At 57.1% G+C, this 12396-nt stretch carries 8 protein-coding genes and 2 tRNA genes; 4 read left to right on the top strand and 6 right to left on the bottom strand.

The features are described from left to right. Positions 1–18: 18 nt before the first annotated feature. From treZ to ACKF11_RS07750, 4 genes are all read left to right on the top strand, one after another. The gene (gene treZ, locus ACKF11_RS07765; protein WP_407996599.1) at positions 19–1911 is read left to right on the top strand and encodes a malto-oligosyltrehalose trehalohydrolase; all 1893 of its coding nucleotides are present in this window, start codon (positions 19–21) and stop codon (positions 1909–1911) included. Next, the gene (gene treY, locus ACKF11_RS07760) at positions 1904–4729 is read left to right on the top strand and encodes a malto-oligosyltrehalose synthase (protein WP_407996598.1); all 2826 of its coding nucleotides are present in this window, start codon (positions 1904–1906) and stop codon (positions 4727–4729) included. Before treZ ends, treY begins: the two co-directional genes overlap by 8 nt. Positions 4730–4837: 108 nt before the next feature. Further along, a complete protein-coding gene (locus ACKF11_RS07755) occupies positions 4838–5143 on the top strand; it encodes a hypothetical protein (protein ID WP_407994824.1) in 306 nt (101 codons plus the stop codon). 208 nt (positions 5144–5351) lie between these two features. Beyond that, entirely contained in the window at positions 5352–5510 is a 159-nt protein-coding gene (locus ACKF11_RS07750) for a DUF3309 family protein (RefSeq protein WP_309565245.1), read from the top strand. A gap of 60 nt (positions 5511–5570) precedes the next feature. Here ACKF11_RS07750 and ACKF11_RS07745 read toward each other — a convergent pair whose 3' ends face one another. From ACKF11_RS07745 to clpX, 6 genes are all read right to left on the bottom strand, one after another. Beyond that, positions 5571–7463 (bottom strand): SurA N-terminal domain-containing protein, encoded by a 1893-nt coding sequence (locus tag ACKF11_RS07745; protein WP_407996597.1) that lies wholly within the window; start codon positions 7461–7463, stop codon positions 5571–5573. Positions 7464–7669: 206 nt separating this feature from the next. After that, a tRNA-Asp gene (locus tag ACKF11_RS07740) sits at positions 7670–7746 on the bottom strand. Between the two features lie 49 nt (positions 7747–7795). After that, positions 7796–7871, bottom strand: a tRNA-Val gene (locus tag ACKF11_RS07735). Between the two features lie 20 nt (positions 7872–7891). Next, on the bottom strand, positions 7892–8167 hold the full coding sequence (locus ACKF11_RS07730) for an HU family DNA-binding protein (protein WP_011479634.1): 276 nt from the start codon (positions 8165–8167) through the stop codon (positions 7892–7894). 361 nt (positions 8168–8528) lie between these two features. After that, a complete protein-coding gene (gene lon, locus ACKF11_RS07725; protein ID WP_407996596.1) occupies positions 8529–10964 on the bottom strand; it encodes an endopeptidase La in 2436 nt (811 codons plus the stop codon). A gap of 140 nt (positions 10965–11104) precedes the next feature. After that, positions 11105–12370 (bottom strand): ATP-dependent Clp protease ATP-binding subunit ClpX, encoded by a 1266-nt coding sequence (clpX, locus tag ACKF11_RS07720; protein ID WP_309565242.1) that lies wholly within the window; start codon positions 12368–12370, stop codon positions 11105–11107. Positions 12371–12396: the final 26 nt, after the last annotated feature.

Genomic DNA, 12396 nt, shown 5'->3' with positions numbered 1-12396 from the left:
CCCTTAGGATACGAGACAATGACCTTACAACTGCACATTGATGACAAGCAGGACGCCAAGCCGCATGCCCCTCAGGGAGGAAACACGCATTGCCGCTCGCTGCCTGCCGGTGCGCATATCGTGCAGCCTGGAAAGGTCATGTTCAGGATATGGGCGCCGAATGCGGAAAAAGTTTGGGTCGTTGTATCTGGGCCGCAGGCGGACGACGAGCCGCGCGCGCAGCAAGAGCATGAAATGGCGGCCGACTCCAAGGCAGGCTGGTTCAGCAATGAAATTGCCGCGGATGCAGGCAGCCGCTACCGCTACCGCATCCTCAACAAGCAAGGCCATGAGCTCGCCGTGCCCGACCCCTGGTCGCGCGCCCAGGCCGAGAGCGTGCACGGCGACAGCCTGGTGGTGGACCCGCAATCCTACGTTTGGCGCCATGATGACTGGGCAGGCAGGTTATGGCACGAGTCGATCGTGTATGAAGCCCACGTTGGCTGCATGGGGGGATTCGAGGGCTTGCGCTCGGAATTGCCACAGCTGGCTGCCATGGGGTTCACCGCGATCGAGCTGATGCCGATTGCCAGCTTTCCCGGCGGCCGTAATTGGGGATATGACGGCGTATTGCAGTTCGCTCCGCAGTTCAGCTATGGTTCGCCTGACCAGTTGAAGGCCTTGGTGGATGATGCCCACGGCCTGGGCTTGAGTGTTTACCTCGACGTGGTGTACAACCATTTCGGCCCGGAGGGAAACTACCTGTTCCATTACGCTCCCCAGTTCTTTTGCCACGAGCACCAGACGCCCTGGGGGGACGCCATCGATTTCGCCCAGCAGGAGGTCATCGAGTTCTATGGCGAGAACGCGCTCTACTGGCTGGAGGAGTTCCAGTTCGACGGCTTGCGCTTCGATGCCTGCCATGCCATCTGGGACCCGGCGTTCCTGGTGAATATTGCCGGACGCATACGCACCGAGTTCCATGGCAAGCGCCCTATCCACTTGATCGTCGAAAACGACCACAACTCGGTCACGCTGCTGCAGAACGGCTATGACGCCCAATGGAACGACGACGGCCACCATGCCCTGCATGTATTGCTGACCGGCGAAACCGGCGGTTATTACTCCGACTACGCGAACAACACCATCGAGCAACTGGCCCGCTGCCTGGGGGAAGGCTTCATCTACCAGGGAGAAATCTCTGCGCATCGCCACAATACGCCGCGCGGCGAGCCCAGCAGCGGGATGTTGCCATCCAGTTTCGTCATGTTCCTGCAGAACCACGACCAGATCGGCAACCGCGCCTTCGGCGAGCGGCTGGTCACGCTGGCCCCTGAGCCGGCGCTCAAGGTGGCCACCGCCCTGTTGCTATTGAGCCCACAAGTACCGCTGCTGTTCATGGGGGAGGAATTCGGCGCGACGGAACCCTTCCTCTACTTTACCAGCCACGGCGACCCCGACCTGGTCAACGCGGTACGGGAAGGCCGCAGAGCCGAGTTTGCCGCCTTCCCCCAGTTCCAGGACACCTCGCTTGCAGACCGCATTCCCGATCCCAATGCGGAATCCAGCTTCGAGCAATCCATTCCCCGGGATGGCCAGACCCAGGCGCAAACCGCATGGCGCGAATGGATCACGCATTTGTTGCAACTACGCCACCAGTACCTGTTGCCGCACTTGCGCTTGTGTCGCGCGCTGCGATATGCCGCTTTCGGGCCTTATGCCGTCCATGCCCAATGGCAGCTGGAAAATGGCGACATGCTGACCATCGCCGCCAACCTGGGCGCGGACCCTGCCGCCCAGCACCTCGACCAGCTGGTATCCGGACCGGCGCAGGTATTGCTGGACCACGGCAATGCGCACGCCGCCCTGAAGGCTGGGGAAATGCCTGCCTACAGCATCTTCGCCTGCCTGGAGCATCCAGGCCATGCCTAGAACAGACATCACCGCCACCATCCGCCTGCAGTTCCACCAGGGCTTCACGTTCGAGGACGCATTGGCGCGCATCCCCTACTTTACCAAGCTGGGCGTCAGCCATATTTACGCGTCCCCTCTCTTGACGGCCCGCAGCAGTTCCACCCATGGTTACGATATTGTCGACCCGACCCAGATCGATGCCAAGCTGGGAGGCGAACCAGGATTCAGGCGCTTGGTCGAGGGTTTGCGCAGTGCTGGCATGGGCCTGATCATGGATATCGTGCCCAACCACATGGGGGTGGGCGGAGCGGAAAACCCATGGTGGCAGCATGTGTTCGAATGGGGCCAGGCCAGCCCTTACGCTTCGTGGTTCGACATCGACTGGCATTCCAACGACCCGGCGCTGCATAACAAGGTGCTGGCCCCCTTTCTTGGAGACCCTTATGGCGATGTGCTCAATAAGGGTGAGCTGCGGCTGGCCTATGTTCCGGACACAGGACAAATCGTGGTGGCCTATTTCGACAACCAGTTTCCGGTTTCTCTGTTCGACTATACGGCCATCCTGCGCCAGGCCGACAGTAAACTGTTGCGGCCATTGATAAGCCACTTGGAGGCGCTAGACCGGCAGCAGCCCTACCATGCGCTGGAGAAAAAGGTGGAACAAGCCAGGCAAATGCTGCAGGCGTTGGCCACCACGCCGCCGGGCAACGCCGCGCTCGATTCGGCCTTGGCCTACTATAACCAAGCCGACAGCGAGCACCGCCTGCAGCTCCATGCATTGCTGGAGCGGCAGCACTACCGCCTCACGTGGTGGGTCAATGCAGCGGACGAGATCAATTGGCGCAGGTTCTTTGAAATCAGCGAGCTGGCCGGCGTCCGGGTCGAGCTGGACGAGGTGTTCGAGGCCACGCACTCGCTCCTGTTCAGCCTGTATCGCGAAGGGCTGGTGGATGGCGTGCGGCTTGACCACATAGACGGCCTGGCCCACCCCCAGGAGTATTGCAACAAGTTACGGCAGCGCCTGCAGCGCTTGACCAAGCATAGGCCTAAGCACTTGCAGCAACCGCCCTACATCATCGCCGAAAAGATCCTCGCGCCAGGGGAGTGGCTGCGCAGCGACTGGCGCCTTGACGGCACGACCGGCTACGAATTCATGGACCAGGTCAGCGCCGTCCTGCATGATCCGCGCGGAGCGAAGCCGCTGACTGACTGCTGGCAGAAATATACCGGCGACCAATACGACTTTGCCCGCCATGTGCGCAGCGCCCGCTATCAACTGTTATCGGAAAACCTGGTCGGTGAATTCAATGGCACAGCCGCTGCCATACACCGTATTGCGCGTGCCGAGATCCGCACGAGGGATTACTCCCTCGCAGCCATCAAGCGGGTGCTCACGGAAATCCTGGCGCACTTCCCCGCCTACCGCAGCTACGTGGGCAACAACGGCCCGGACCAGATAGACCGAGAGCTGTTCGAGCAAACGGCCCAACAGGCGCGCCGCACTCTTGGCCAGGTGGATAAGGCCTTGGTGGACATCGTGCTGGGCTGGCTAAGCGCGGAACTGGTCATTGCCGATCCTGGCAGTCCGCTTTCAGACCTCTCGCAACGCGCCATTACCCGTTTTCAGCAGCTCATGCCTGCGTTATGTGCGAAATCCATGGAGGATACCGCGTTCTACCGATTCGGGCGCTTATTGTCCCGTAATGAGGTCGGCAGCAATCCGGATATGTTCTCGCTTTCCACCGAAGATTTCCACCAAGCCTGCATCCAGCGCCACAAGCGCTTCCCGGCCACCATGCTGGCTACGGCCACGCATGACCACAAGCGTGGCGAGGATACGCGCATGCGCATTGCCGCCGTGAGCCAGGTGCCGCAGCGGTGGGAATCGCTGCTACAGGAATGGCTCGTCCTGAACGCGCGCTTCCACCAGAATATCTTTCCTGAGGAAAACCTCGCTGTCAGTTACAGTGCGCCTCGTCCCCAGCATGAAATCATGCTGTACCAGATTCTCGCCGGGGCCTGGCCATACTATCTGCAGATCGATGACCACGAAGGGCTGAAAGCATATGCCGAGCGCCTCAACCAATGGCTGATCAAGAGCATACGCGAAGCCAAACGCCTTTCGGGCTGGATGCAGGCGAACGAGGAATATGAGAATGCATGCAGCAACTTGCTGTTCAATATCCTCGACCCCGAACAAAGCCTGCCCTTCCTCCAGTCCGTGTATTCTTTCGTACAGGAAATCTCCGCGGCCGGCGCCGCCAACAGCTTGTCCCAAACAGTATTGCGCCTGACCACACCAGGCATCCCAGACCTTTACCAGGGAACGGACCTCTGGGACTTCAGCCTACTGGATCCGGACAACCGCTCTGCGGTGGAATATGAGCCCAGGGAACAGCTCTTGGCACAGACGGATTTGGACGAGAAAATCGCCAATTGGCGGAATGGCGGCATCAAACAGCACACCATTCAACAGTTGTTGCAATTCCGCAAGCAGCATGCCGCGCTGTTCAACTGCAGCGATTACCGGCCATTGGAGGTGAGCGGCTCGCGTGCCGCCCATATCCTGGCCTTCATGCGGACTGATGACCACAAGTCGCTGATCGTGGTGGTACCGAGGCTGACGCCCCCCCTCATGAAAGAGCGGCAACAATTGGCCATTCCCGCAGAAGTTTGGCAAGACACCATTGTCCATCTTCCTGCAAAACTCAACACAGAAGCCTACAACATCGTTTCCGGGCTTTCGTACCACATCTATGCCGGGCAAATTGTCGTCCGTGACCTGTTTTCCAGGCTGTCCTGGGCGGCGCTCGTTGTCGACCTGATGCCTGAATAATCCAGTTGTATCAGTTTCTTACAACAGTATGCGTGCTTGGCTGATGTTGCGCAGGACGCCGCCTGGCCTATAGTGAATCCATCACAATCATGAAATAGGGGCGATCTGATGAAAAGCCGTTTCCATCACCAAACTCTGATGAATGCCGTAGAGGATGCGCACCACCATGCCGGTAACAAGCTGCAAAACTCCGAGGACAAAGGCAATGAGGAAGAAGCGATCAAGTCGTTGAAAGAGGCTTCCAACCCGCATGACAACGGCAAGCCCATCAAGCCCGACCCTGAGAAGCCTTATACTCCGGTGGAGCCTGACGAACCTGATGTCCAGCCTGAAATCATCGACGAAGATGAAGATGGACAGGGCGAGAAGATCGCGCCGCCCCCCGAGGGGTTCTTCCTGAAAGAAAACAACTAAACTGACAAGCGGCCGCCCCGTGCCAACAGTGGCCGCTTATTTTCGCGCGAATAGTGTCAGATACCGCCGACAGCGGTTTAGGCGGCAGCCGGATAATGCCCTCAACCGTACCGCTGTTACATTCATGACACTCTGCTGGCATCCAGCCCGGCAGAACGCGGTCGCAGACCGTCCTCAATAATGTATTAAATCAACCGGAGGAGAATATATGCCTGTTTCTACCATTTTGTTGGTTATTTTGGTTCTTCTGCTTATCGGGGCACTGCCCAGTTGGGGTTACAGCAAGGGATGGGGCTATGGCCCTAGCGGCGGTTTGGGGCTGATTGTCCTGATCTTGATTATCTTGCTGCTGACAGGCCGTATCTGACGGTTCGTTTGATATCATGAAAAAAGCCCCTAACGGGGCTTTTTTCATTTCCAGTCCGGATCAAGGGTTGACTTGATCGGAATTAAGCAACTGGCTGTTCACCGTGACCTTGCTCTTTTGTTTCAAGGAGCTGATATAGGCATGCCTATACTCTGCAGCTAGTGCCGCCTGCAACTGCGCCTTCGCAGCACGCTGCTCTTCATCGCTATCCACTGCAAACTTGACAGAGGTAACCTTGGTTAGGAGGTAGCCGTTGCGGTCTGCCACGCCGTTATAGGCTGGCAGCTTGGCAGTATCCGCCTTGAACGCGGTGGATACCGATAAATCGGTCAGGCTTTGCGGATTGCGGCGATCCACGGTCACCGGCTCTGTCCAGTTGAGGGCAGCGGCCTTGCCTGCACGCAAATCGGCAAGCGCAGCTTCACCTTTTTCACGAGCCAGCTTGGCCGCTTTCTCTTGCTTCAGGAAGTCTTCGATACCAGCCTTCACTTCCTCAAAAGAACGGGCGGCGGCAGGCTTATACTCTGCGACCCTGGCTGAAATCAGGTTATTGGGTGAAATCTCGACCGCTTCGGTATTGCGCTTGTCCTTCAATACTTCGTCACTGAACACGAAGTTCATCAACTTGTCGTTCTTGAAGAACTTTGCGCCGTCATCGCGGCTCAGCCAGCCGCTGGTCTGGACCTGCAAGCCGAACTCCTTGGCAACAGGCTCCAGGCTGTCCGCCTGCTCGTATACCATATTGCTGAAGTTCTCGGCTTGCTCGGAGAACTTGGCCAAGGCTTTCTGGTACATCAGCTCAGCGCGGATCTGGCCTTGCGCGTTCTCAAACGACTGGCCGCTGCCGTGGATTTCGGTCAGCTTGATGATATGGTAGCCAAAATCGGTTTCGACCAGATCGCTGATGGTGCCCGGCTTCATCGAGAACACCGCATCCTCGAAAGGCTTGACCATGGCGCCAGGGCCGAACAAGCCGAGGTCGCCTCCCTTGTCCTTGGAGCCCGGGTCTTGCGAGTATTGGTGGGCCAGTTGCTCGAACTGTTCGGGGTCTTTTTTCACCAGGGCCAGCACTTCCTGTGCCTTTTCTTTGGCCTTCTGCTTTGCCTCCGGAGTGGGGCTAACGCCAAAGCCGATGAGGATATGGCTGGCGCGACGCTGTTCGTCGCCCTGGAACTGTGCCGCATTCTGGGCGTAATATTCCCGGGCCTCCTCTTCTGTCACCTGTTGGCTAGGAATCAATGCATTCGCGGACAACAGAACGAACTCAAGCTTGACCTGCTCGGGTACCTTGAACTTGTCCTGGTGCTCCTTGTAATAGGCATTGATTTCCTCTTCTGTCACCTTGACCTGGGAAATGTAGTCCGCGGTCTTGAATTCGGCAATGCTGACTTCCCGCGACTGGTGCTCGATCTTGATCGCATTGTTGGCAACGCCGTTGGGCACGAAAGCCAGGGCGGAAAGGCCTTCACGCGCCTGCATCGTCAGCAGGTCGCCACGCACTTCGTTTTCAAACTGCGAAGGGGTGCGGCGGCGTTCCGCCAGGAACTGGTCGTATAGCTCTTGGGAGAATTTGCCGTCCTGGTGGAACGACTCTTCACGCGTAATGTAGTTGGAAAGCTGATCATCGCTGACGACAAACTTGGCCCGCTTGATCTCATTGCTCAGCAGCTTGCCTTCGACGAGGTGGTCGATCACGGCTTGCTTCAGCTCAGGGCCGTCGATCACGGACTGGTCGACCTTGCCCTCGCTTTGCAGGCGGTTACGCAGGTTTTGCAAGGCATTGCTGTATTCCTGTGCGGTAATGGACTCCCCTCCCACCTTGGCCACAGCGACGCTTGAACCGGCATCGCGCAGATAACTATCGACACCGACCAATGCAAACGGGATGGTAATGGCAGCTAGGATGGCTTTGGCCAGCCACCCTTTGGAACGATCACGAATTGCTTCCAACATAACAATATGCCTTCTTTGTTTTCAATCTTTTGAAATGATCAGCCTGAACCAAGACTGACTTGTAAACCTAACTCTTGAATATACCACACATGCCGGACGCACGACATGCCCAGTAAGGCAATGAGGGATTGGAAGGAAGATTTGGCTAGCCGGGAAAAGCCGGTGCTGGAAACAAAAAAAGCGAACCATGCGGTTCGCTTTTTTCTTGGCGGAGCGGACGGGGCTCGAACCCGCGACCCCCGGCGTGACAGGCCGGTATTCTAACCAACTGAACTACCGCTCCTTGACTTCGCGTTGCTTTCTCCAAAACCAACGACTTTTACGATGATTGATGGTGGGTGCTGACGGGGTCGAACCGCCGACATTCGCCTTGTAAGGGCGACGCTCTACCAACTGAGCTAAGCACCCGTCTCAACCAACGAAGACCGCTAGTTTACAGCATCTTTGAGCGCTTTGCCAGCCCTAAATTTGGGAGAATTGGCAGCCTTGATCTTGATTGTGGCGCCAGTACGGGGATTACGACCATTGCGTGCAGCACGTTTACCAACATAAAAGGTACCGAAGCCGATCAGGGTAACAAGCTCCCCCTTTTTCAAAGACTTGGTAATTGCAGCAGTTGTAGCATCTAAAGCACGACCAGCAGCAGCTTTGGATAGACCAGCAGATTTAGCGATTTGCTCAATCAGTTCAGACTTGTTTGCCATGTAAATCCCCTTTCGACATTGTTTAAGAACAGGTGCGAAAAGACCCTGTGCCCTGCTTTATATCAAGCGGAAAAAGGCTGTGTCAAGCCTTTCCGGCGCTAAGGGCCTGTTTACAATCTTTTTTCATAGGATACGCTGTCCCGGCAGAGTAGTTGAGAAGGCGCGAACCGCTGCAGTCTTCACCGCCCGACGAGGAGTAGCAACGCAGCCGCAGCTATGTATCCGGGCAATCCCAAAGAAATAGCTCCAACACAGCCCCGCTCAACATTGCAGTCCAGCAAGGCAATTTGCATTACCTGCGGACTGCGCGTTGATAGGACACGTGTTGGAGCTATGCACAGGCTCCCAACAACACTCAGCCTTAATGTTTGGTCACAGGTGACGGCTTGCTGGTTTTGCCCTTGGGGTTGACGTCTGCCACTGCTACCTCGGCATCCGCCGATTCTGGCATACGCTCAAGCGCCAGTTGCAGCACCTCGTCGATCCATTTCACGGGGTGAATATCAAGGTGGTTCTTGATGTTGGCGGGGATATCGCTCAAGTCCTTGACGTTCTGCTCCGGGATCAGCACGGTCTTGATGCCGCCGCGGTGTGCAGCCAACAGCTTTTCCTTCAAGCCGCCAATCGGCAACACCTCGCCGCGCAACGTGATTTCCCCCGTCATCGCCACATCGGAGCGCACCGGTATGTTGCTCAATACCGATACGAGCGCTGTCGAAATCGCGATACCGGCGCTCGGGCCATCTTTGGGCGTGGCACCTTCCGGCAAGTGGATGTGGATGTCGTTCTTCTCATGAAAATCCTCAGGGAAGCCCAAACGCTTGGCCCGACTACGCACAACGCTCATCGCCGCCTGGATGGACTCCTGCATGACCTCGCCCAGCTTGCCGGTGGTAATCACCTTGCCTTTGCCTGGAAGCAGGACGGATTCGATCGTCAGCAACTCCCCTCCTACCTCGGTCCAGGCCAGGCCTGTCACCTGTCCGACCTGGTTTTCCTTCGCAGCCACGCCATAGTCGAAGCGTTGCACGCCCAGGTATTTTTCCAGGTTCTTCGGCGTGACGGTCACCTTGCGGGCGGTTGTGCCAGCCTTCGGCTTGGAAGTCAGGATTTCCTTGACCACCTTGCGGCAAATCTTGGATATCTCGCGGTCGAGGCTACGCACCCCGGCTTCGCGGGTGTAGAACCTGACGACATCGCGAATCGTCGCTTCGGAGATGCTGATTTCGCTTTCCTCAAGGCCGTGCGTCTTCAATTGCTTGGGCAATAGGTAGCGCATGGCGATATTGACCTTCTCATCCTCGGTGTAACCAGCCACGCGGATGACTTCCATACGGTCAAGCAACGGACCCGGGATGTTCAGGGAGTTTGCCGTCGCGACGAACATGACGTCCGACAGGTCGTATTCCACCTCGACGTAATGGTCGACGAAAGTATGGTTCTGTTCCGGGTCCAGCACTTCCAGCAGCGCGGAAGACGGATCGCCGCGGAAATCCTGGCCCATCTTGTCGACTTCGTCGAGCAGGAACAGCGGGTTCTTGACGCCGACCTTGGTCATGCTTTGCAGGATCTTGCCGGGCATGGAGCCGATATAAGTACGGCGGTGGCCGCGGATTTCGGACTCGTCGCGCACGCCGCCCAGCGCTACCCGCACGAACTTGCGGTTCACGGCCTTGGCAATGCTTTGGCCCAGGGAGGTCTTGCCCACGCCGGGAGGCCCGACCAGGCACAAGATAGGCGCCTTCAGCTTGTCCACGCGCTGTTGCACGGCAAGGTACTCGACAATGCGCTCCTTGACCTTTTCCAGGCCGTAGTGGTCTGCGTCCAGGATATCCTCGGCAATGCCGAGATCGCGGCTGATCTTGGTCTTCTTCTTCCATGGCAGGCCGACCAGGGTTTCGATGTAGTTGCGCACCACGGTCGCTTCGGCCGACATGGGCGACATCATCTTGAGCTTCTTGAGCTCGGAATTGGCCTTGGTCAATGCATCCTTGGGCATGCGGGCATCGGCGATGCGCTTTTCCAGCTCTTCGATGTCGGCATTCTCGTCCTGCTCGCCCAGCTCCTTCTGGATGGCCTTCACCTGCTCATTCAGGTAGTACTCGCGCTGGCTTTTCTCCATCTGGCGCTTCACGCGGCCGCGGATGCGCTTTTCCACCTGCAGGATGTCGATTTCGGATTCAAGCAGGCTCAGCAAATGCTCGAGGCGCTCGGACACGCTGAACATTTCCAGTATCTTCTGCTTTTCCTCGAGCTTCAGTGTCAGGTGCGCGGTAATGGTATCGGCCAGGCGGCCTGCATCGTCGATGGTGGCAAGCGAGGTCAGGATTTCAGGCGGAATCTTCTTGTTCAGCTTGACGTACTGGTCAAACTGCGTGAACACGGTGCGCATCAGGGCCTGCGTCTGGCTGTCGTCGCCTGCCGGGCTTTCGATTTTCTCCGTGCGGGCGGCAAAGCATTCCTGGGTTTCGACGAATTCCAGCACCTTTACCCTGTGCAGGCCCTCGACCAGCACTTTCACTGTGCCATCAGGCAACTTGAGCATCTGCAACACTGTCGCTACCGTGCCGACCTCGTAAAGATCCTCGGCATCAGGCTCGTCCTTGTTAGGGGACTTCTGTGCCACCAACAGAATTTGCTTGTCTTGCTCCGAGGCAAGCTCCAATGCCTTTACCGATTTTTCGCGGCCAACAAACAATGGGATGACAAGATGCGGGTATACCACCACATCGCGCAGCGGCAACAATGGTAGCAAGCCAGATTCTGGGGAGAAAACCGGTAATGTTTGTTCTGTCATGAGGAAACTTTCAATGTTGTCAGCAGCAAGGCAACATGCCGACCGCTTTATACATCAATGGGGACAAGCACCGTCACTTCAAGTGCCCGTGCTTGGATTTTCACATAAAAAAGGCTGCAGAGCAGCCTTTTGATCCGAGTTTAACTTGCAGTCTCGAGCCTGGGCTCGTCTGCATAAATCAGGATAGGCGGGGAATCACCCTTGATCACGCCTTCGTCCACGACTACCTTGCGCAGGTTGGGAATGGAGGGCAGATCGTACATGATTTCCAGCAAGGCATGCTCCATGATAGAACGTAGACCACGAGCACCCGTCTTGCGTTCCAGCGCTTTCTTCGCGATCAGGTGGAGCGCTGCTTCCCGGAACTCGAGATCGACGCCTTCCATCTTGAAGAGCTTGGTGTATTGCTTGGTCAACGCGTTCTTGGGTTCGACCAGGATCGTGACCAAGGCGGCCTCGTCCAGGGACTCCAGCGTGGCGACGGCAGGCAGACGGCCCACGAATTCCGGAATCAGGCCAAACTTGATCAGGTCCTCGGGCTCGACATCCCTCAATACCTCGCCGATCGCGCGCGCATCTTCCTTGCTCTTCACTTCCGCACCGAAGCCGATGCCGCCCTTCTCGGAACGGCGGCGGATGACCTTGTCCAGGCCGTCGAATGCCCCGCCGCAGATAAACAGGATGTTGGTGGTGTCGAGCTGGACGAACTCCTGGTTTGGATGCTTGCGGCCACCCTGCGGCGGCACCGAGGCCACCGTGCCCTCGATCAGCTTGAGCAAGGCCTGCTGCACGCCCTCGCCCGATACGTCGCGGGTAATGGACGGATTGTCGGACTTGCGCGAGATTTTGTCGATTTCATCAATGTATACGATGCCGCGCTGTGCTTTCTCTACGTCGTAATCGCACTTCTGCAGCAGCTTCTGCATGATGTTCTCGACATCTTCGCCGACATAGCCGGCCTCAGTCAGCGTAGTGGCATCGGCCATGACGAAAGGCACATCCAGCAAACGCGCCAGGGTTTGCGCCAGCAAGGTCTTGCCCGAACCCGTGGGCCCGATCACCAGGATATTGCTCTTGGCGATCTCGACGTCATCCTTCTGGCCGCCCTGCTCCAGGCGCTTGTAGTGATTGTAGACTGCCACCGACAGGTTTTTCTTGGCCTGCGTCTGCCCAATCACGTACTGGTCGAGAATGGCGCAAATTTCCTTGGGGGTAGGCAATTTGCCGCTCTTCGGCTTGAGGCCGTCTTCATCCTGAATTTCTTCACGAATGATATCGTTGCACAAGTCAACGCACTCATCGCAGATAAAAACGGACGGGCCGGCGATCAGCTTGCGCACTTCGTGCTGGCTTTTGCCGCAAAACGAGCAATAAAGTAACTTTTCGCCCTCGGCTTTTGTCGTCATCAAACTATCCTAAAAATAAACTAAAG

Origin of the sequence: Methylobacillus draconifructus (assembly GCF_045984385.1) — a bacterium.
Lineage (GTDB): Bacteria > Pseudomonadota > Gammaproteobacteria > Burkholderiales > Methylophilaceae > Methylobacillus > Methylobacillus flagellatus_A.
This window is presented reverse-complemented; position numbering and strand designations above follow the sequence as displayed.

What these genes read in the sequence shown, in the direction of transcription:
- clpX (WP_309565242.1), bottom strand. Translation starts at nt 12,370, where the DNA reads ATGACGACAAAAGCCGAGGGCGAAAAGTTACTTTATTGCTCGTTTTGC.
- ACKF11_RS07755 (WP_407994824.1), top strand. Translation starts at nt 4,838, where the DNA reads ATGAAAAGCCGTTTCCATCACCAAACTCTGATGAATGCCGTAGAGGAT.
- ACKF11_RS07750 (WP_309565245.1), top strand. Translation starts at nt 5,352, where the DNA reads ATGCCTGTTTCTACCATTTTGTTGGTTATTTTGGTTCTTCTGCTTATC.
- treY (WP_407996598.1), top strand. Translation starts at nt 1,904, where the DNA reads ATGCCTAGAACAGACATCACCGCCACCATCCGCCTGCAGTTCCACCAG.
- ACKF11_RS07730 (WP_011479634.1), bottom strand. Translation starts at nt 8,167, where the DNA reads ATGGCAAACAAGTCTGAACTGATTGAGCAAATCGCTAAATCTGCTGGT.
- treZ (WP_407996599.1), top strand. Translation starts at nt 19, where the DNA reads ATGACCTTACAACTGCACATTGATGACAAGCAGGACGCCAAGCCGCAT.
- ACKF11_RS07745 (WP_407996597.1), bottom strand. Translation starts at nt 7,463, where the DNA reads ATGTTGGAAGCAATTCGTGATCGTTCCAAAGGGTGGCTGGCCAAAGCC.
- lon (WP_407996596.1), bottom strand. Translation starts at nt 10,964, where the DNA reads ATGACAGAACAAACATTACCGGTTTTCTCCCCAGAATCTGGCTTGCTA.